Genomic DNA, 19,042 nt, shown 5'->3' on the forward strand with positions numbered 1-19,042 from the left:
CGTCATGCGCCCTTTGACGGCGATTTCGAGCGGCCTTTTGCTGGCAGCGTGTCTGCTGGCGTCTGGTGCCTCCGCCCAGACCGGCGGCAACGAAGGGCTTAGCCCGACGCTGTCGGCCATCAAGAAAGCGCACGCCGTGCGGCTCGGCTATCGCGAGAGCTCGCCGCCGTTCTCGTTCCTCGACCCGTCGGGGCGGCCGATTGGTTATAGCCTTGAGCTCTGCGAGGCCATCGTCGAGGAGATCGGCGTCGAGGTCGACGACCCCAATCTCAGAATCGACTACGTCAAGGTCACCTCGGACGATCGCATCGACGCGGTGCTCCAGAACAAGATCGATCTGGAATGCGGTTCGACCACCGCGAATTCCGAGCGTGCCAAGCGCGTCGCGTTTTCGCCGCTGATGTTCGTTGCCGGCACCAAGCTGATGGTGCCGAAGGCCTCCAGCGTCCAGCAGCTGGCGGACCTGAAGGGCAGGACCGTCGTGGTGACGAAGGGCACCACCAACGAGCAGGCGGTCCAGGCGGCCGACAAGAAGCTGTCGCTGGGCCTGAACATTGTCGTCGGCGCCGACCACGAGCAGTCGTACCAGATGCTGGTCGACGGCAAGGCTGACGCGTTTGCGACCGACGACATCCTGCTCTCGGGCCTGATCGTTCGCCACAAGTCGCAGGACAAGTTCCGCGTAACAGGCGATTATCTGTCCTACGATCCCTATGGCATCATGTTCCGCAAGGGCGAGCCGCAGCTCTCCGCCGTGATCGAGCGCACCTTCCGCAAGCTCGGCTCCAACCACGATCTCGTGCCGCTCTACAACAAATGGTTCATCGCACGCATGCCGACCGGCGAGAAAATGAACGTGCCGATCTCGCTGCAACTGGAAGAAGCGTTCAAGGCGATGGACGATTCCGCTAGCGCGAATAATTAGCTCGCTATCCCGTCATCCCCCCGCAATGGCTTAGCCATTGCGCGGGATGACGGCGATGGGTTGGTGCTCGGGGAAGCATCCCCAAACACCCGATCCAGCGCCGTATCGTACGTCGCCTGCACCAGCTCCGGATGCAGCTTGCTCAGCGCTTCCATCATCACGCCGGAATTGATCTCCAGCACCTTCCACGCGCCATCGACGCGCACCACGTCGATCGACGCGAAGCGGATGCCGATGGCGCGCGCAGCGTCGACCGCGAGCTTCACGCAAGCCGTGCGCACCGCGCCGTCCGCCAGCAACACCGGCTTGGCGCCGGCATCCAGATTATGCCGCCAATCCGAGCCACGCTGCTTGCTGTAGACGATGCGGGGCACATCATCGAGCAGGATCACACGGACCTCGTCCTCGATTGCGACATAAGGCGAGATCACGAGCCCGGTGCTCATCGAAAAGACCTCGTTCGCCGCGTGGTCGAACTCTGCCGCCGTCGTCACCTTGAACACCGAGCGCCCCGACGTGCCCTCGTTCGGCTTCACCACCACGCCCTGCGGATGGTCGTGAAGCAGCTCGAGCATGGCCTCGCGCCAGCCGAGGCCGACAACCTTCTCGCCCAGCTTCGGGTTGAGGAAGAGGTGATGTGGAATGCAGGGCACGCCTTGCAGCGACAGCGCCTCCGCGGTGGCGGATTTGTCGTTGGCGAGCCGATGCGCGATCGCGCTGTTAAGGCCGATGTCGTAGCCGAAGGCGAAGCGGCGCTGGTCGTCCCGGCGCATCGCGATCAGCCAGCCTCCGGCGCGGACATCGACCTCGATGTCGTGCGCCGCGCAATAGCGCCTGATGGCCTGGACGAAGGTCCGTTCACTGCTTGCCATGTATTTCGATCGTTCCCTGGCGCCAAAAGCCGCAAAAATGCGGGAAATGGCGCCATAGTGGGGTGAAAGTCAGAGCTATTCTTAATGAAATTCTCGCGAGCGCGATGGAAATTAAGTGCTGCTTTCCGGTCCGAAAGGGAAAAGAAATTGCCCCGTACGCGCGCCGGACAGCAGATCCGTTCATGATGTGATCATTTCCGCCGCAAATGCCTGATTGACCAGCATCAATTGCATCCGGAACGAGGTTGATTATTGGTCTCAATGGCGTAGATCACACACGCGAAATCCTCCGCCATGGCAAATGGTGTCCGCCCGTTTTCAGGGCCGGGCAACGCTTTTGCCCGAAAACCGCAAGACATTCGGAATATCGAAAATCATGAGCGCGTTTTACCGAGAGAAGGTTCTTTCCGTCCAGCACTGGACCGACACACTGTTCAGCTTCCGCGCCACGCGCGACACCGGCTTCCGTTTCCAGAACGGCCAGTTCGCCATGATCGGGCTCGAGGTCGATGGCCGCCCGCTGCTGCGCGCCTACAGCATGGCCAGCGCCAATCACGAGGAAGAGCTCGAGTTCTTCTCGATCAAGGTGCAGGACGGCCCGCTCACCTCGCGCCTGCAGAAGATCAAGGAAGGCGACACCATCCTGGTCGGCCGCAAGGCGACCGGCACGCTGATCACCGACAACCTCATCCCCGGCAAGCGGCTGATGCTGCTCTCGACCGGCACCGGCCTTGCGCCCTTCGCCAGCCTGATCAAGGACCCCGAGGTCTATGAGCAGTTCGAGAGCATCGTGCTCGTGCACGGCTGCCGCCAGGTCTCCGAGCTCGCCTATGGCGAGAAGCTGGTCGCGAATTTGCGCGAGGACGAGCTGTTCGGCGAGCTGCTCGCCGACAAGCTGATCTATTATCCGACCGTGACCCGCGAGCCGTTCCGCAATCGTGGCCGGATCACCGACCTCATCAACTCCGAGCAGATCTTCAACGATATCGGGCAGTCGCCCCTCAACATCGAGACCGATCGCATCATGATGTGCGGCAGCCCGGCGATGCTGGAAGAGCTGAAGGCGATGTTCGAGAGCCGTGACTTCGTCGAAGGAAGCGGCAACAAGCCCGGCCATTTCGTGATCGAGAAGGCGTTCGTCGAGCGTTGATCGGCGCTCGCTCTCGGCGTCGTGCTGGCGAAAGCCAGGATCCGTCGCCACCGAGTCGAATCGGGCGAAGGCTGGTCGTTGTCGGTCTTCGCGCAGCCCCGTTAAGGGGCCGGCCAGCTGCTCCTTCCATCCCCGCCTCTGCTGCAGTGCAATAGCCCAACCTCTCGGTGGATTGATTTTTCTCGGGCGAATTCGCTAGCCTGAAACAAGCGCTGCGTCATATCCGTATGACAGGCGCGGGCGTATCGTTCCGCCTGATGCTGGCGAGAGGGTGGGAATCGTGGCCGACAACAACAAGACGCAGGAATTGCCCAAACGTTTGCCGCTGGCGGAAGAGGGGATCATGGAGACCCTTCTGCTGCCATTCTCGCCGCGCTTCATCGTCCTGACGATCTGCGCCGTCATCACCGCACTCCTGATCGGCATCGCCATCGCCGACCGCAGGATCTTCGACATCCTGCTGGTCCCGATCTGCATCTTCGGCGCGCTGACGCTGCTCGGCGTCCGCGACCTGATGCAGAAGAGCCACGCGGTGCTGCGCAACTACCCGATCTCCGCGCATATCCGTTTCCTCCTGGAGGAAATCCGCCCGGAGATGCGGCAGTACTTCTTCGAGAGCGAGAAGGACGGCATGCCGTTCTCGCGCGACACCCGCGCGGTGGTCTATCAGCGCGCCAAGATGCAACTCGACAAGCGTCCGTTCGGCACCCAGGAGGATGTCTATCGCGAGGGCTATGAGTGGATGCATCACTCGGTTGCGCCGAAGGCGCATGCCGAGGAGAAGTTTCGCGTCACCATCGGCGGGCCGGACTGCGCAAGGCCCTATTCGGCCTCGGTGTTCAACATCTCGGCGATGAGCTTTGGCGCGCTCAGCCCCAACGCCGTGCGCGCACTCAATGCCGGCGCCAGGAAGGGCGCTTTCGCCCATGACACCGGCGAGGGCGGCTTCAGCCCCTATCACGCGGAGATGGGCGGTGACGTCATCTGGGAGATCGGCTCCGGCTATTTCGGCTGCCGCCATCGCGACGGCAGCTTCGATCCGGAGGCGTTCGCGCGGGTTGCGAGCCAGGACCAGATCAAGATGGTCGAGCTCAAGATCAGCCAGGGCGCCAAGCCCGGCCATGGCGGCGTGCTGCCGGCGGCAAAGGTCTCGGAAGAAATCTCCAAGATCCGCGGCGTCGCGATGGGCGAGGATTGCATTTCGCCGGCCTCGCATCGCGCCTTCTCGACTCCCACCGGCATGATGCAGTTCGTCGCCGAGATGCGACGGCTTTCAGGCGGCAAGCCGGCCGGCTTCAAGCTCTGCATCGGCCACCCCTGGGAATTCCTGGCCATATGCAAGGCGATGCTGGAGACCGGCATCTATCCCGATTTCATCGTGGTCGACGGCAATGAAGGCGGCACCGGTGCGGCGCCGCTGGAATTCATGGACCATTTGGGCATGCCGATGCGCGAGGGCGTCAATTTCGTCCACAACGCGCTGATCGGCATCAACGCGCGCGACCGCATCAAGATCGGCGCATCGGGCAAGATCGCGACCGCCTTCGACATGGCCCGCGCGATGGCGATCGGCGCCGACTGGTGCAATTCGGCGCGGGGCTTCATGTTCTCGCTCGGCTGCATCCAGTCGCTGAGCTGCCACACCGACCGCTGTCCGACCGGTGTCGCGACCCAGGATCCGACCCGGGCACGCGCGCTCTACGTGCCGCTCAAGATCGACCGCGTGGCCAACTATCACCACGCCACGCTGCACTCGCTGACCGAGCTGATCGCTGCCGCCGGCCTCGAACATCCGCAGGAGCTGCGCCCGATCCACTTCAGTCAGAGGACGTCGACGACCAAGGTGCAATCCTTTGCCCAGCTCTATCCGGCGCTGCGGCCGGGCGAGCTGCTCGAAGGCACCGAGGATCCGCGGTTCCGCGATGCCTGGCGGCTGGCCCAGGCGGCGTCGTTCCAGCCACTGCCGTGAGGGTTTCCGTGCCATACCAGGAGTCGCGCTGGCCTAAATTTGCTGGCATCGGGGTTGCGTTTTAACCCTTGTGTCAGCTTGGGATGTAAAATGTTCCGATGGACGAAGAACGACGCAGCAAGGCCAGGCACCGCGTATTGAAGGGGGGAACCATTGAGTTCGGCGGCGGCGCGATCGACTGCACCGTCCGCAATTTCTCCGACACCGGCGCGGCCCTCGACGTCACCAGCCCGGTCGGGATTCCCGAGCGCTTCACCCTGAACATCAAGGCCGAGGGCGCGCATTTGCCCTGCACGGTGGTGTGGCGCAAGGAGAAGCGGATCGGGGTGCGGTTCGGGTGAGGCTTTGCGCTTGCTGCGCGCGGCAAATTACCCCGTCTCCACCTCACCCCGCCGGCTCGCCAGAATCTTGTCGATCCGTCGGCCGTCGAGATCGACCACCTCGATGTGCCAGCCGGCGAAGTCGAAGGCGTCGCCGACATGGGGCAGCACGGTGAATTGCTGCAGCACGAGGCCGGCTACCGTGTTGTAGCGGTGATGCGGCGGCAGCTGGACGCTCAAGAGCTCGCCGAACTCGTCGACCGGCATCCAGCCCGAGACCAGCAGCGAGCCGTCCGCGCGCCTGACATAGGCCGGCTCCGGTGGGCCTTCCTCGGAATGGAAGGCGCCGACGATCGATTCCAGAATATCAGCCGCCGTCACCACGCCTTCGAAGGCGCCGTATTCGTCATGGACGAGACCGAGATGCACGGGCGCGGCCTTCAAAATCGCGAGCACGTCGCGCGCGTCGGCGGATGCCGGAATGATCGGCGTCTCGCGCACCAGCGCGCGCAGGTCGGGCGTGCGCTCGCGCATATAGGCAACCAGCAGATCCTTGGCCTGGAGCACGCCGATCGGCTTGTCGCGATCGCCGTCGCACACCGGAAAGCGCGAATGCGGGCTCCTGGTGATCAGCGCCTGGATCGCCGCCTGATCATCGTTCAGATCGATCTCGTCGACCTCCGTGCGCGGCGTCATCACCGCGCCGACCGGGCGGTCGCCGAGCCGCATCACGCCCGCGATCATTTCCTTCTCGCCGGGCTCGAGCACGCCGGCGCTTTCGGCCTCGTTGACGAGATGATGGATCTCGTCCTCCGACACTTTCTCTTCCGCCTTGCCGCCACGACCGAGCAGGGTGAGGATCAGCTTGCCGGAGAGGTCGAGCAGAAACACCAGCGGCAGCGAGACCCGCGCCAGCACGTGCATCGCGGGCGCAACCTTCACTGCGATGCTCTCGGGGTCGCGCAGCGCCACCTGCTTCGGCACCAGCTCGCCGACGATCAGCGTCGCGTAGGTGATGATGGTGACGACGATGCCGACACCGACAATGTCGGCAATGCCCGAGGACACGCCGAGTTCGACCAGCCATTGCGTCAGCCGCTGCCCGAGCGTCGCGCCGGAGAAGGCGCCGGAGAGCACGCCAACCAGCGTGATGCCGATCTGCACGGTCGAAAGGAACTTGCCGGGATCGGCGGCCAATGTCAGCGCGCGCTCGGCACCGCGTACGCCTTTGGCGGCCAGCACCGACAGCCGCGCCGGGCGCGATGAGACCACGGCCAGCTCCGACATGGAGAGCAGGCCATTGATGACGATCAGGACGACGACGATGATGAGTTCGACGGAGAGCATTGACCTTCCAAGGTAAGGGAGTGTGGCGGCTCGACCGCGCTGATATAGGTATTCTGGGGGAAAATGCCGGCATTCTGTCGCATCAGGCGCCGCCGTTCCCGCGCCCCCGTCCATCTGACACTCCGCGGAACTACGGAACCCTGCTTAACGGGCTCTTAGCCGCCGCCCGTTAGATTTTCTGACAATTTGCAGAAATCTGTTCGAGGACCTGAGGATGCGGATAGGGAAGCTTTTCGCGCTGTCGATGCTGACGGTGACGGTTTTTGCGGTCATCCTTGGCGCCGAGGTGCTGATACCCCAGGCCCGCATCTTCACCGACCGATCCGACGCGATCAAGCGGGTCGATGCGTTCGGCACGATCCTCATGGTCAGCCAACACGTCGCCGGCCTTCGTGCCCCCTACATCTCTCCCATCTTTCAGGAGGGAGCTGCGACGCAGGCTCAGACCGACGCCACGACCAAGGCTGCGAAAGCGGCCGAAGCCTCCTTCGAGAGCGCAAGGCGCGCCCTTCTGATGCTGGATGACGGCGCTCCGATGGCCGAAAACCTCGACCGCACAGCGCGGCGGCTGAAGGACATCACCACCGCTGCAGACCGCGCGATGAGCGTTCCTCTCGCTGCGCGCGACAGCGCTGCGATCAAGGGCTTCCTTCCCGCCGTTGCCGAGGTCATCGCCGGTATCGAACCGATCATGAACCGGCTGGAGGGAAGGGTCGTGGATGCCGATTCCTCGCTGGCGGCGCTGTTGAGCCTGGCGAGGACGGCGCAGGATCTTCGCGTCTCGGCCGGCAATCGCGCCGCGACGTTGGCCCCGGCGTTGACCGCACATCGACCGCTGGTGACGGCTGAGTTCTCTCTGATGGATCGCATGCAGGGGCGTGTCGAGGCCGATCGCGAGCGGATCGCGGCCGGCATCGACCAGCTCGGCAATCCGCCGCGCATCGCCGCCGCGTTCAAGGCGGCGAGCGAGTCCTATTTTGGAAGAGCTGCGCCAGTAGTTGAAAAGGAGATGCCCGCTGCGCGCGCCGACGGCAAGTACGGCATCACCAACGATGAGTTTGCCAACGTGATCGTGCCCGCCATCCAGATGTTCTTCGGAGTGCGCGACGCCGCCCTGGCGGAAGCGGCCGAGCGCGCCTCGGCTGCCCGCAGCGGTGCGCTGGCGATGCTCGCGCTCGCGGCCGTTGCCGTGCTCGCATTGCTCGGCACGCTGGCCGGTGTGACCTTGATGCTGCGTCGCCGCGTTGTGACGCCGCTGGCGAAGCTGGCGGGCGTGATCGGCACGCTCGCCGCCGGACAACACGAGGTCGAGATTCCGGCCACCGGCCGCGACGACGAGATTGGTCAGGTCGCCGGCTCGTTGCGGCATTTCAAGGATTCGCTGCTCGCTCAAAAATCTGCAGATGTGGCCGCTGCGGTCGAGGCCGAGGCGAAGCTCAAGCGCAGCCAGCGCATGGACCAGATCGCGCGCGATTTCGAGGCCATGATCGGCGACGTCATCAACACGGTCGCGTCGGCCTCCTCGGAGCTGGAGACTTCAGCGGGAACGCTGACGAGCGCCGCCGATCAATCGGAAAAGGTCACCGCCACCGTCGCGGCGGCCTCCGAGCAGGCCTCCACCAACGTGCAGACCGTTGCGGCAGCGGCGGAGGAGATGGCCTCGTCGGTCGACGAGATCGGCCGGCAGGTTCAGGACTCCGCGCGCGTCGCCGGGGAAGCCGTGCAGCAGGCCGAGCGGACCAACGATCATGTCGGCGAGCTCGCCAAGGCGGCGGGGCGGATCGGTGACGTCGTCGAGCTGATCAGCCAGATCGCGGGCCAGACCAACCTTCTCGCCCTCAACGCCACCATCGAGGCGGCGCGGGCCGGGGAGGCCGGACGCGGCTTCGCGGTGGTCGCCTCCGAGGTCAAGGCGCTGGCCGAACAGACGGCCAAGGCCACCGGCGAGATCAGCCAGCAGATCTCAGGCATCCAGGCCGCGACCGAGGAGTCCGTCGGCGCCATCAAGGCGATCAGCGACACGATTACGAGGATGTCGGAGATCGCATCCGCGATCGCCTCGGCGGTCGAGGAGCAGGGCGCGGCGACACGCGAGATTTCCCGCAACGTGCAGCAGGCTGCGCGCGGCACCCAGCAGGTTTCCGCCAGCATCGTCGACGTGCAGCACGGCGCAAACCAGACCGGATCGGCATCCGCCAACGTCCTCGCGGCAGCCAGATCGCTGTCCGGCGAAAGCACCCGTCTCAAGAGCGAGGTCGGAAAGTTCCTGGACGCGATCCGAGCCGCATAAGAGGCGTGCTCAGAACTCCCCGTGCAGCCGCCCCGAGAACACCGAGACCGGCCCCCGATCGGCATTGTAGGCGGGATTGACGATGAGCTGGTAGTCGGCGGTGAGCGTCAGCGCCTTGTTCAGCGCATAGGCGTAGTAGGTTTCCAGCACGCGCTCGTTCCGGTAGTTGAGCGCGCCGTCGCCGATCAGCGGACCGAGACCGCCGGCGGCGAGGAAGTCACGATGGTCCTGCGAGAGGCCGTTGACGGCGCCGGCGATGGCGACGACGTCGTCGGGCCGGCCCCATTTGGTGCCCTTCACCGAGACGCCGCCGGACAGGCTGCGGTCGATATCGGTGAAGGCCATGATCTCGTTGCGGCCGTCGTTCCAGCTCCAGCGGCCGAACACCCCGATGTCGTCGGTAACAGCCTGTTCGAGGTTGAGCGCATAGCCGTATTTGAGGCGGCCGCGCCGGGTCTGGGTGATGTCGACGCCGAACGCGGGGTTGTCCAGGGTCTCGCGATAGCTGCCCGAGAAGTCGCTGTTGACGAAGCCGAGCGTGCGCAGCTTGCCGGGCTGGCCGAACAGCGAATAGCGCGTCTCAAGCTCCACGACATATTCGCCGCGACGGCCGATGTTCATGTCGAAATTGTTCGAGTTGGACACGGCGTCCATCAGGAAGTAGCCCGCGCGCAACGCCCATTGCTTCTGGTTCAATTCGGCGGTGGCGCCATAGCCCAGGCCGAGCTTGTCGGCGGCATAATCGAAAGCGCCGGACGCCCAGATCGACCAGTTCATGAAGTCTTTGCGCGGATCGTGCGCGTAGGCATTGCCATCGAACACGTCGACCACGGAGAATTTGCCGACCTGCAAGGTTAGTCGCGAGATGTCGGCCTTGCCGGCGAGTTGAAGCTGACCGCTGGCAAGCTCTTCCTGCTCGCCGCCGAAGCCGAAGGTCTGGCGCACGAACAGACGCGAGGCATTGAAGTGCGGATAGGGGAAGCCGGATTTCTGCGCTTCGCCGTTGGGAAAGCCCCCCGCGCCCGTGGTGTTGTTGAAGCCGAATCCCTGCAATAGCTCCGGATTGAAATAGACCTCGCCGCCGTCCCACAGCCGTGCATTGAGATAGAGCGAGTTGCTCCATGTCTCCTGCAAATCCGGCGACGTCGTCAGGCTGTTCGGCCCGGTATAGGGCGCGCTGAAGGATGGATGTCCCTGCGGCAGGAAGGTCGACTGGCCGTGGATTTCCCAACGGCTCGATTCGGTGTCGGTAATATCGGATTTCGGATTGTAGCTCGGCATGCCCGGCCAATCGATCTTGCGATTGAGGCCGATCCGCAGGCTCTGGAAATCCATCGACGACGAATATTGCCCGCCTGATGCGAACGTGACGTTGGCGTGCTCGAACTTGCTGTAGAGATATTCGAGCCGCGCGCTCCAGTGCGACGCGAAGGCGTATTCGACGCCGCCGCCCGCGATCCAGCCGAACCGGGTGTTCAGCACCTTCTCTTCATTGCCGCCCGTCGGCGTCGAGAGAAAGCGCTCGCCGGCGAAGGCCGCGCCGCCGGTCGCGTAGAACAGCCAATTGCCAGTGCTGTAACCGAGACGGGCGCGCAGGCTCGCGACATAGTCCCAGCGCTCTTCCGCGCTCGACAGCGCCGTCGCAGCCGACGACACGACATGGTTGGAGGGCAGGTAATTCGGAAAGGAGATGTCGCCCTCCAGGCCGAGCAGCAGGCCAGAATTCAGGCGCCAATTATAGCCGGCTTGCACGCCCCCGGTCGCGCCGGTGAAGACGTTGTTGTCGGTTGCGATCGTGGGATCGGTCAGCGTCGCCGACGAGGTGCCGCGGGTGACGCCGACATGCGCGCCGATATAGAAGCCGGTCCAGTCATAGACAGCCTTCAGCGCTGGCGCCTTCAGGGGCAGGTCAGCCGCACGGCAGGCCGCGGGAAAAGCCAGCACGCCGGCGGTGATGGCCGCCGCCGTCCGCCACAACTGGTGTCGATGACTTCTCAACGTCAAAACGCACGCCCCCAAGCACGCGCCCAAAGACGCGAATGTAACCCAGCCGCCGCGACATCCCTGCCGATTCGCGGCGATTCTGTCATCAGGACCTTGGCTGTTCGCGCGATCGAACGAGATGAACTCGTTTCGACGCGATTTCAATCCCGCCCCGCGCTCATCAGACGTTATTGCTAATAATTTGCAATAGCAACTCGTCCAGAATGTCGCAGCGGATGGTTCGCATCCTCATGTGACGGTATTGCAACGAATTCCCGACGCCCCAAAAAGGGTGACCCGCCCGGGGGGACAACCGGGCGGGTCGGGGGCACGACACGGGGTGGATGAGGCGCCCGTGCCGGACGCAGGATCCACGTAAGATCGGCCTCAGAACCTCAGATCAGTAGCAGGTACGAACGCGGCCGATGTACTGGCCGAAGGCGTTGTACTGGGCTACCCAGCCGCAGCGGTGATAGCCGTAGTAATAGGGTTCGTTGCTGGCGGCGATCGCGGTGCCGACGATGGCGGCGGTGGCGATGCCGGCGCCGACGCCCCAGCCCCAGCCGAGCGGCTTGGCTTGAGCGGTCGAGGTCGTGGAAGCGACGCCAGCGGTGATGGTGAGGGTTGCGAGAGCGACGGCGGCAATCCTGGTCTTGATCGACATGTGAAACTCCATCCGGGTTGAGGCGGTCCGTTGTGGTCCGCGTGCCCAATTGGACGGAGGCTTGGCCGATCCGGTTCGAAGATGCTCGGCCCGGCTCGGAAAACCGGCGCTTTCGCGAGTGATTTCAGATGGATGTCGGCTAGCCGAGCGGGCCCTTGGCGAGCCTGCTCACGTCGAATTTATCGACCTCAGCCAGCAGCTCGCAAAAGGCGCGCGCGCCCTGGTCGAGCAGCTGCTCGCCTTTCTCGGGCACCGCCAGCGTGGCGTTGCCGACGGCGCCACTCGCGTTGAGATCCTGCGCCTGCCAGGCAAAGGGCGCGGGCCGCTGGGTCGAGAGCCAGCGATATTGTTGCTCCATCGCGATGCTGCTCGCGGCAAAATCCGCGATCGCGTCAGCACGCACCTGGTCGGGATAGCGCGCCAGCATGATCGAGGTCTCGACCGCGCCACCGTGAATGCCATGGCGCACTTCATCCGATGGGAACAGCTTGTCGGCAGCCGACAGCCGCGACCACGATGTCGTCACCACGAACAGTTTTTGATGCGCGCGAAGATCCTGCGCCACCAGCATCATCGCCGCGCTGTTGCCGCCATGGCTGGTGATGATGACGAGCTTTCTGACGCCACGTCGCGCGATGTCCTCGCCGATCCCGGTCCAGCGCCTCAGCGCCACTTCATTCGGCAGCGTCTGCGTGCCAGGATAGTCGATATGCTCGGTGGAGATGCCGACGCGTTCAATCGGCAGGAACGTCACCGGCAACGTCGCCGGCAGCAGCTCGCGCACGCGCGCAAAATAGGCTTCGGCGATCAGCACGTCGGTCTCGAGAGGTAGATGCGGGCCGTGCTGCTCGGTTGCCGCCAGCGGCAGCACCGCGATCCAACGCGAAATGTCCGCATGGCTCGCATCGGCCCAGCGGATCTCGGTCCAGTCGCGCGAAGGCGTCATCAAGGTTTCTTTGCCCGAATTTGTCACGTAGTTTGGGTTATCAGGGGACGCGGGCCCGGCCGGTTCGCGTCCCCTGATATATTGCGGTTTTATCGCGTTGTTGTCACATCGGCTAGAAGCGATCCACGGAGTGCATTCATGAGCCCTTCCCATCTGCGGCGAGCATTGACGGCGGGCTTGCTGGCCTCTGTCGTATCGATCCTGCCGGCGCGCAGCGAGACCCTGGACAAGGTCAGCTTCGGCACCAACTGGGTCGCCGAGGCCGAGCATGGCGGCTTCTTCCAGGCGGTCGCCGACGGCACCTACCAGAAATACGGGCTCGACGTCACCATCGTGCCCGGCGGCCCGAACGAGAACAACCGCATGCTGCTGATCGCCGGCAAGATCGATTTCTTCATGGCGGCGAACACGCTGATGTCGTTCGACGCGGTGGCCAATAACGTCCCCGTCGTTACCATCGCCGCGATGTTCCAGAAGGACCCGCAGGTGCTGCTGTCGCAGCCGGATGCGAAGGTCACCAAGCTCGAGGATCTCAAGCCGCTGACGCTGTTCGTCTCCAAGGAGGGCATGAGCAGCTATTTCCAGTGGCTCAAGTCCGAATACGGGTTCAGCGAGAAGAACGTCCGGCCCTATAATTTCAATCCGCAGCCCTTCATCGCGAACCCCAAGAGTGCCATGCAGGGCTACGTCACTTCCGAGCCCTTCGCCGTCGAGAAGGCTGCTGGCTTCAAGCCCAACGTCATCCTGCTCGCCGATGCCGGCTTCAACACCTATTCGACCTTGATCGAGACCCGGCGCGACATCGTCGAAAAGAAGCCTGACATGGTGCAGCGCTTCGTCGATGCCTCGATCGTCGGCTGGTACAATTACATCTACCGCGACAATTCCGCCGGCAATGCCATGATCAAGAAGCTCAATCCTGAAATGACCGACGATCTGCTGGCCTATTCCGTCGCCAAGATGAAGGAATATGGCATCGTCGATTCCGGCGACGCCCTTAAGAGCGGCATCGGCGCGATGAGCGACGAGCGCTACACCTCATTCTTCAACAAGATGGTGAAGGCCGGCGTGGTGAAGGGCGATCTCGACTTCCGCAAGTCCTACACGCTGCGCTTCGTCAACAAGGGCGTCGGCGTCGAGCTGCGCCCGAACAAGCCGTAGCGTATGATCGGATCGGGAATAGCGGTGGCTTGGTTCACCTCTCCCATAGGGAGAGGTCGGATCGCATCGATAGATGCGATCCGGGTGAGGGGTTACGCTCTCTCGTGGGACCTGCGCCCCCTCGCCCGGCGCTGCGCGCCGACCTCTCCCCGATGGGGAGAGGCGAGAGGCGCTGCTCGACCGAGCCCCACAACAGCTAGCGCCCGATGGTAGAGCGCAGACCTTCGTCGACGATCGAGGCCGGCCTGACGGCACTTGCCGTCAACCTGCGCGGCGTGACGAAGGTCTACGACAACGGCGTCATGGCGCTGGGTCCGCTCGATCTCGCGGTGCCCCAAGGCGAGTTCATCTCGCTGCTCGGCCCCTCCGGCTGCGGCAAGTCGACGGCGCTGCGACTGATTGCGGGGCTCAGCCCGGCATCATCGGGCGCGGTGCGGGTGTCGCGCCATGAGGGTGATGTCCAAATTGGTCATGGCATCGGCTTCGTGTTCCAGGAGCCGACCCTGATGCCGTGGACCAGCGTGCGCGAGAACGTGCGGCTGCCGCTGAAGCTTGGCGGCATCGCCAAGGCCGAAGGGCGGGCACGCGCCGATGCGGCACTGGCGAGCGTTGGGCTTGCCGATTTCGCCGATGCGTTTCCGCGCGAATTATCCGGCGGCATGAAGATGCGGGTGTCGCTCGCCCGCGCGCTGGTCACCGATCCTGATATCCTGCTGATGGATGAGCCGTTCGCCGCGCTCGACGAGATCACGCGCTTCCGCCTCAACAACGATCTGCTCGCGCTGTGGCGCAGCCTCGGCAAGACCGTCATCTTCGTCACCCATTCGGTGTTCGAATCCGTCTATCTGTCGCAGCGCGTCGTGGTCATGACGGCGCGGCCCGGCCGCATTCAGGCCGACATCCGCATCGAGACCGTCGAGCCGCGCGGCGAGGAGTTCCGGACGTCCACCGCGTACTCTGACTATTGCCGGCGCGTCTCGGCCGCGCTCGCGCCGTCCTATTCAGGGCGGTCGACACTATGAACGCGCAAGCTGCCGTCGCCGCAAAGCCGTCGGGCGCGCAAAGCGCGGTGCGCTTCGTGCTGCCCGTCATCGTGTTTGCGGCCGGCCTTGCCGCCTGGGAACTCGTGGTTCGCGTCAAGGAGATTCCGCCTTATGTGCTACCGGCGCCGTCGGCGATAGTCCTGACGCTGATCAAGGACTGGGCTGTGTTGTCACAATCGCTCGCCACCACGCTGCTGACGACGCTTGAAGGATTCGTCGCCGCTGGGATCGGCGGCATCGCGCTGGCGCTGTTGTTCAACCAGTCGAAATGGGTGGAATATTCGCTGTTCCCCTATGCCGTCGTGCTGCAGGTGACGCCCGTCATCGCGATCGCGCCATTGCTGCTGATCTATCTGGAGCAGCAGACCGCCGTTGTCGTCTGCGCCTTCATCGTCGCCTTTTTTCCGGTGCTGTCCAACACCACGCTCGGGCTCAATTCGGTCGACCGCAATCTCGCCGGGCTGTTCCAGCTCTATGGCGCCTCGAAGCCGCAGACCCTGCGCTTCCTGAAGCTGCCTGCGGCGCTGCCCCATATCCTCGGCGGCCTGCGCATCGCCGGCGGCCTGTCGCTGATCGGCGCCGTCGTCGCCGAGATCGCGGCGGGAACGGCGGGGGCCGGCTCGGGCCTTGCCTACAGGATCGCGGAATCGGGCTATCGCTTGAACATACCCCGCATGTTCGCGGCGCTGCTGTTGTTGTCGCTGGCCGGGATTGTCATCTATGGGGTGCTGGCGCTAATTTCCCACCTCGTTTTACGGCGCTGGCATGAGAGCGCGCTTGGAAAGGAAACCTGATGTCTACCGGTTCGATTTCGTCCGACAAGATCGACCTTCTGATCTATGGGCCGGCGCGGCCGATCCTCGAGAACGGGTTTTCCGATCATTTCGTCGTGCACAAGGCCGAGACGCGCGGTGACCTCGAGCGGCTGACGCCGGCGATCCGCGACAAGATCCGCGGCGTCGCGGTGACCTATCACACCGTCCGCGCCGACAAGGATTCGCTGTCGCAGCTGCCCAAGATCGAGATGGTGGCGAGCTTCGGCGTCGGCTACGACCATATCGACGCCAAATACGCCGCCGAGCACAACATCATCGTCACCAACACGCCTGACGTGCTGACCGAGGAGGTCGCCGACGTCGCGATGGGCCTTCTGATCGCCACGTTGCGCGAATTCATCAAGGCCGATCGTTACGTGCGCTCAGGCCTCTGGCACACGCAGAACTATCCGCTCAGCGTCGGCTCGCTGCGCGACCGCAAGGTCGGCATCGTCGGCATGGGCCGGATCGGCCAGGCCATCGCGCGCCGGCTCGATGCCTCGCTGGTGCCGGTGGTCTATCACTCGCGCAATCCGTCCAAGGATGTCTCCTACAAGCACTACCCTGATCTGATCGAGATGGCCAAGGCGGTGGACACGCTTGTCGTGATCGTGCCCGGCGGCGCCTCGACCGAAAAGATGATCAATGCCGAGGTGCTGAAGGCGCTCGGCCCGCGCGGCGTGCTGGTCAACGTCGCCCGCGGTTCTGTCGTCGACGAGCAGGCGCTGGTCCAGGCGCTGAAGTCAGGCACCATCCTCGCTGCCGGCCTCGACGTGTTCGCGGCCGAGCCGAACGTGCCTGATGAACTCAAGGCCATGCAGAACGTCGTGCTGCTGCCGCATATCGGTTCGGCCTCGGTGGTGACGCGCAACGCCATGGACCAGCTCGTGGTCGACAACCTCAAATCATGGTTCTCCGGCAAGCCGCCGCTGACGCCGGTTGCCGAGACGCCGTTCAAGGGGCGCTGATGCAAGTTGTTCGGGCCGTTGCATTCGCCGTCGCGGCCCTGTTGGCCGCGACCGGCGTCGCACATGCGCAGGATACGACAACCCTGAAGAAGGAGATGGTCGGGCAGTGGGAGCTCTCCACCACCGAACGCAGCAAGACCTGCGTCGTCACGATGAAGGGCGATGCCGCCGCGCAAGGCTTCAGGCTCGAGCTGGAGCCGGCCTGCAAGGCCGCGCTGCCCTTCACCAAGGATATCGTCGCCTGGAGCATCAAGGGCCTCGATATCGTCCGCCTGCAGGATGCGTCAGGTGAATCCGTGATCGACTTCACCGAGGTCGAGGCCGGCATCTTCGAGGGCCTGCGCCAGGGCGAGGGCGTCTACATCCTGCAGGATCTCGCCGCCGCCCGCTCGATGGCCAAGTCGATGGACCAGATGATCGGCGACTGGGCGATGGTCCGGGGCAATGGCCAGCCGATCTGCGGGATAACGCTGACCAACACGGAGGCGGATCAGGACAATTTCCAGGTCTTCCTCAAGCCGAAATGCGATGCGGCCATCGCCCAGTTCAACCCGACGCAATGGCGGCTCGAGCGCGGCCAGATCATCCTGATGTCCAAATCGGGCGAGGTCTGGCAGTTCGAGGCCGACGACAATGCGCAATGGCGGCGGGTTCCCGACACGGCCGATCCCCTGATCATGCTGCGCCAATAGGCGCGGTCCGTTAACCTTTCTGCCCCGCAATTTTCCACTGGTCCAATTTTTTCTGAGGCCATGTCGACCCGGCCCCGGCTGGATCGTCATCTGGGTAGCGAGCTGATCGCGCGGCCGAACCGGCCGCGTCTCGCTTTACCAGGAGTTTTGCATGCGTTTCATGTACATCGTCACCTCCAGCCAGCCCATGAAAGGCCCCAGCCCCGCGCTGATGGAGGCCATGCAGAAAATATCCGAGCGGGAAATCAAGGCCGGCCGGATGCTCGACAATGGCGGCTTGATGCCGCTTGCATCCGGCGCCCGTGTGCGCATCGTCGACGGCGAGCTCAGCGTGATCGACGGTCCCTTCATCGAGGCCAAGGAAGTGGTCGGCGGCTACGCCATTTTCGAGCTGCGCGACAAGGCGGAGGCGCTGGCCATGGCCAAGGAATTCATGCAGCTCCACCTCGATCACATGCCGGGCTGGGACGGGACCTGCGAATTGCGGGCGTTCGCCACGCCTGATGTCGACGGCGGCTGCGAGGTGAACGCGAAGGCGGCTGCCCACGCCTGATGGACAGCATCGCGCGTCATGGTCGGCGGCGATGACGGCCGCCGACATCGATCAAGCCGTCCGTGCCACGATTCTCGCAACCTGGCGCGTGGCGCAGCCGCGGCTGATCGCGACGCTGTCGCGGATGCTGCGCGACGTGCCGCTTGCGGAAGAGCTGACCCAGGACGCGCTGGTGGCGGCGCTGGAGGCGTGGCCCATCACGGGCGTGCCGGACAATGCCGGCGCCTGGCTGATGACAGCAGCGAAGCGCCGTGCGCTCGATCATTTGCGTCGCGGCAGGATGCTGAGCGACAAGCACGCCATGCTGGCGCGGGACATGTTGCAGGAGCAGGACATCGTGCCCGATTTCGATGCCGCGCTCGACGACGACATCGGCGATGAATTGCTGCGGCTGATCTTCACGGCCTGTCATCCGATCCTGTCGCGCGAGGCGCGCGCGGCGCTGGCGCTGCGCATGATCTGCGGCCTCACCGCTTGCGAGATCGCGCGCGCCTACCTCGTGCCCGAGGCGACCATCTCCCAGCGCATCGTTCGCGCCAAGCGGACGCTGTCGAATTCCGGTCTGGCCTATGAGACGCCATCCGGCGAGGCTCTGTCGGAGCGTCTCGCTTCGGTGCTCGAGGTCGTCTATCTGATCTTCAACGAGGGCTATCTCGCGGCGCGCGGCGAGCAATGGCTGCGTCCGCAGCTCTGCGACGAGGCGCTGCGCATCGGGCGCGTGCTCGCGGGTCTTGCACCCGACGAGCCGGAAGTGCACGGCCTCGTCGCCTTGATGGATTTGAATGCCTCGCGAGCCCGTGCCCGCACCGACGCGAACGGCGATCCTGTTCTGCTGATGGATCAGGATCGCGCGCTCTGGGACTGGTTGCAGATCCGCCGCGGCCTGCGTTCGCTCGAACGCGCCGGCGAGCTCGGCGGCAGCGGCGGATTCTACGCGCTCCAGGCCACGATCGCGGCGTGCCACGCCAGGGCGGAGACGGCGGAAGCGACCAACTGGCAGCGCATCGCGCAGCTCTACGCCGAGCTGGCACGGCTGGTGCGCTCGCCGATCATCGAGCTCAACCGTGCGGTCGCCGTCGGCATGGCGGAAGGGCCGCAAGCCGGCCTCGACGTGCTGGATGCGGTCGCCGGCGCCCCGGCGCTGGCGAGCTATCATCATCTGCCGGCGGTACGCGGCGACCTGCTGCAAAAGCTTGGACGGCTCGCAGAAGCGCGGCAGGCTTTTGCAGCCGCCGCGCATCTTGCGACCAACGGACGCGAGCGCGCGCTGATGCAGCGCCGCGCCGCGGCGCTCGGCGATCAGTCTCTCTAGAGCATGATCCGCGCAAGCGTGTGATCGCCAGG

Annotated in this window: 17 protein-coding genes; 12 read left to right on the forward strand and 5 right to left on the reverse strand. The window is 64.4% G+C overall.

What is annotated here, in order from left to right:
• Window positions 1-4 precede the first annotated feature (4 nt).
• Window positions 5-925 (forward strand): amino acid ABC transporter substrate-binding protein, encoded by a 921-nt coding sequence (locus tag ACNJX9_RS03350; RefSeq protein WP_439407789.1) that lies wholly within the window; start codon window positions 5-7, stop codon window positions 923-925.
• On the opposite strand, the gene ACNJX9_RS03355 is transcribed toward ACNJX9_RS03350, so the two are convergent.
• Entirely contained in the window at window positions 922-1,797 is an 876-nt protein-coding gene (locus ACNJX9_RS03355) for an ATP-grasp domain-containing protein (protein ID WP_439407790.1), read from the reverse strand. The two genes, ACNJX9_RS03350 and ACNJX9_RS03355, sit on opposite strands and share 4 nt — an antisense overlap.
• Before the next feature lie 376 nt (window positions 1,798-2,173).
• Here ACNJX9_RS03355 and ACNJX9_RS03360 point away from each other — a divergent pair, with 376 nt between their 5' ends.
• The 3 genes from ACNJX9_RS03360 to ACNJX9_RS03370 all read left to right on the forward strand — a co-directional run bounded on the left by ACNJX9_RS03360 (window position 2,174) and on the right by ACNJX9_RS03370 (window position 5,257).
• Window positions 2,174-2,947, forward strand: coding sequence for a ferredoxin--NADP reductase (locus ACNJX9_RS03360; protein ID WP_057744545.1), 774 nt, complete (start codon window positions 2,174-2,176; stop codon window positions 2,945-2,947).
• Window positions 2,948-3,227: 280 nt separating this feature from the next.
• Complete coding sequence (locus ACNJX9_RS03365) at window positions 3,228-4,916, forward strand: FMN-binding glutamate synthase family protein (RefSeq protein WP_430648612.1); 1,689 nt, start codon at window positions 3,228-3,230, stop codon at window positions 4,914-4,916.
• A 98-nt stretch (window positions 4,917-5,014) separates the two neighbouring features.
• Window positions 5,015-5,257 carry a PilZ domain-containing protein gene (locus tag ACNJX9_RS03370; RefSeq protein WP_439407791.1) on the forward strand — a complete coding sequence of 81 codons (243 nt, stop codon included), beginning with the start codon at window positions 5,015-5,017 and terminating at the stop codon, window positions 5,255-5,257.
• Window positions 5,258-5,284: 27 nt separating this feature from the next.
• Here the strand turns inward: ACNJX9_RS03370 and ACNJX9_RS03375 are convergent, their stop codons facing one another.
• Entirely contained in the window at window positions 5,285-6,583 is a 1,299-nt protein-coding gene (locus tag ACNJX9_RS03375) for a hemolysin family protein (RefSeq protein ID WP_439407792.1), read from the reverse strand.
• A 214-nt stretch (window positions 6,584-6,797) separates the two neighbouring features.
• Between ACNJX9_RS03375 and ACNJX9_RS03380 the strand changes: the two genes are divergently transcribed.
• Window positions 6,798-8,873, forward strand: a complete 2,076-nt coding sequence (locus ACNJX9_RS03380; RefSeq protein ID WP_439407793.1) for a methyl-accepting chemotaxis protein — start codon at window positions 6,798-6,800, stop codon at window positions 8,871-8,873.
• Window positions 8,874-8,882: 9 nt separating this feature from the next.
• On the opposite strand, the gene ACNJX9_RS03385 is transcribed toward ACNJX9_RS03380, so the two are convergent.
• The 3 genes from ACNJX9_RS03385 to ACNJX9_RS03395 form a co-directional block, all read right to left on the reverse strand.
• Complete coding sequence (locus tag ACNJX9_RS03385; protein WP_439407794.1) at window positions 8,883-10,850, reverse strand: carbohydrate porin; 1,968 nt, start codon at window positions 10,848-10,850, stop codon at window positions 8,883-8,885.
• Window positions 10,851-11,256: 406 nt separating this feature from the next.
• On the reverse strand, window positions 11,257-11,520 hold the full coding sequence (locus ACNJX9_RS03390) for a hypothetical protein (protein WP_057744551.1): 264 nt from the start codon (window positions 11,518-11,520) through the stop codon (window positions 11,257-11,259).
• 139 nt (window positions 11,521-11,659) lie between these two features.
• Window positions 11,660-12,466, reverse strand: a complete 807-nt coding sequence (locus ACNJX9_RS03395) for a creatininase family protein (RefSeq protein ID WP_439407795.1) — start codon at window positions 12,464-12,466, stop codon at window positions 11,660-11,662.
• Between the two features lie 138 nt (window positions 12,467-12,604).
• Here ACNJX9_RS03395 and ACNJX9_RS03400 point away from each other — a divergent pair, with 138 nt between their 5' ends.
• From ACNJX9_RS03400 to ACNJX9_RS03430, 7 genes are all read left to right on the forward strand, one after another.
• On the forward strand, window positions 12,605-13,627 hold the full coding sequence (locus ACNJX9_RS03400) for an ABC transporter substrate-binding protein (RefSeq protein WP_439407796.1): 1,023 nt from the start codon (window positions 12,605-12,607) through the stop codon (window positions 13,625-13,627).
• A gap of 206 nt (window positions 13,628-13,833) precedes the next feature.
• Entirely contained in the window at window positions 13,834-14,649 is an 816-nt protein-coding gene (locus tag ACNJX9_RS03405; RefSeq protein ID WP_439407797.1) for an ABC transporter ATP-binding protein, read from the forward strand.
• Window positions 14,646-15,464: an ABC transporter permease gene (locus ACNJX9_RS03410; RefSeq protein ID WP_439407798.1), complete on the forward strand. Its 819-nt coding sequence runs from the start codon at window positions 14,646-14,648 to the stop codon at window positions 15,462-15,464. Before ACNJX9_RS03405 ends, ACNJX9_RS03410 begins: the two co-directional genes overlap by 4 nt.
• Window positions 15,464-16,453 carry a 2-hydroxyacid dehydrogenase gene (locus ACNJX9_RS03415; RefSeq protein ID WP_220001362.1) on the forward strand — a complete coding sequence of 330 codons (990 nt, stop codon included), beginning with the start codon at window positions 15,464-15,466 and terminating at the stop codon, window positions 16,451-16,453. The genes ACNJX9_RS03410 and ACNJX9_RS03415 overlap by 1 nt, the downstream gene beginning before the upstream one ends.
• Entirely contained in the window at window positions 16,453-17,145 is a 693-nt protein-coding gene (locus tag ACNJX9_RS03420; protein WP_057744426.1) for an AprI/Inh family metalloprotease inhibitor, read from the forward strand. The genes ACNJX9_RS03415 and ACNJX9_RS03420 overlap by 1 nt, the downstream gene beginning before the upstream one ends.
• A 151-nt stretch (window positions 17,146-17,296) precedes the next feature.
• Complete coding sequence (locus ACNJX9_RS03425; protein WP_439407799.1) at window positions 17,297-17,698, forward strand: YciI family protein; 402 nt, start codon at window positions 17,297-17,299, stop codon at window positions 17,696-17,698.
• A gap of 31 nt (window positions 17,699-17,729) precedes the next feature.
• Window positions 17,730-19,010 (forward strand): RNA polymerase sigma factor, encoded by a 1,281-nt coding sequence (locus ACNJX9_RS03430; protein WP_439407800.1) that lies wholly within the window; start codon window positions 17,730-17,732, stop codon window positions 19,008-19,010.
• Window positions 19,011-19,042: the final 32 nt, after the last annotated feature.

The organism is Bradyrhizobium sp. BLXBL-03 (assembly GCF_051853015.1).
GTDB lineage: Bacteria > Pseudomonadota > Alphaproteobacteria > Rhizobiales > Xanthobacteraceae > Bradyrhizobium > Bradyrhizobium manausense.

Excerpts from the sequence above, each read along its gene's own strand:
- ACNJX9_RS03410 (WP_439407798.1), top strand. The coding sequence starts at position 14,646 with ATGAACGCGCAAGCTGCCGTCGCCGCAAAGCCGTCGGGCGCGCAAAGC.
- ACNJX9_RS03375 (WP_439407792.1), bottom strand. The coding sequence starts at position 6,583 with ATGCTCTCCGTCGAACTCATCATCGTCGTCGTCCTGATCGTCATCAAT.
- ACNJX9_RS03400 (WP_439407796.1), top strand. The coding sequence starts at position 12,605 with ATGAGCCCTTCCCATCTGCGGCGAGCATTGACGGCGGGCTTGCTGGCC.
- ACNJX9_RS03360 (WP_057744545.1), top strand. The coding sequence starts at position 2,174 with ATGAGCGCGTTTTACCGAGAGAAGGTTCTTTCCGTCCAGCACTGGACC.
- ACNJX9_RS03430 (WP_439407800.1), top strand. The coding sequence starts at position 17,730 with ATGACGGCCGCCGACATCGATCAAGCCGTCCGTGCCACGATTCTCGCA.
- ACNJX9_RS03395 (WP_439407795.1), bottom strand. The coding sequence starts at position 12,466 with ATGACGCCTTCGCGCGACTGGACCGAGATCCGCTGGGCCGATGCGAGC.
- ACNJX9_RS03405 (WP_439407797.1), top strand. The coding sequence starts at position 13,834 with ATGGTAGAGCGCAGACCTTCGTCGACGATCGAGGCCGGCCTGACGGCA.
- ACNJX9_RS03415 (WP_220001362.1), top strand. The coding sequence starts at position 15,464 with ATGTCTACCGGTTCGATTTCGTCCGACAAGATCGACCTTCTGATCTAT.
- ACNJX9_RS03390 (WP_057744551.1), bottom strand. The coding sequence starts at position 11,520 with ATGTCGATCAAGACCAGGATTGCCGCCGTCGCTCTCGCAACCCTCACC.
- ACNJX9_RS03370 (WP_439407791.1), top strand. The coding sequence starts at position 5,015 with ATGGACGAAGAACGACGCAGCAAGGCCAGGCACCGCGTATTGAAGGGG.
- ACNJX9_RS03425 (WP_439407799.1), top strand. The coding sequence starts at position 17,297 with ATGCGTTTCATGTACATCGTCACCTCCAGCCAGCCCATGAAAGGCCCC.
- ACNJX9_RS03355 (WP_439407790.1), bottom strand. The coding sequence starts at position 1,797 with ATGGCAAGCAGTGAACGGACCTTCGTCCAGGCCATCAGGCGCTATTGC.
- ACNJX9_RS03350 (WP_439407789.1), top strand. The coding sequence starts at position 5 with ATGCGCCCTTTGACGGCGATTTCGAGCGGCCTTTTGCTGGCAGCGTGT.
- ACNJX9_RS03420 (WP_057744426.1), top strand. The coding sequence starts at position 16,453 with ATGCAAGTTGTTCGGGCCGTTGCATTCGCCGTCGCGGCCCTGTTGGCC.
- ACNJX9_RS03380 (WP_439407793.1), top strand. The coding sequence starts at position 6,798 with ATGCGGATAGGGAAGCTTTTCGCGCTGTCGATGCTGACGGTGACGGTT.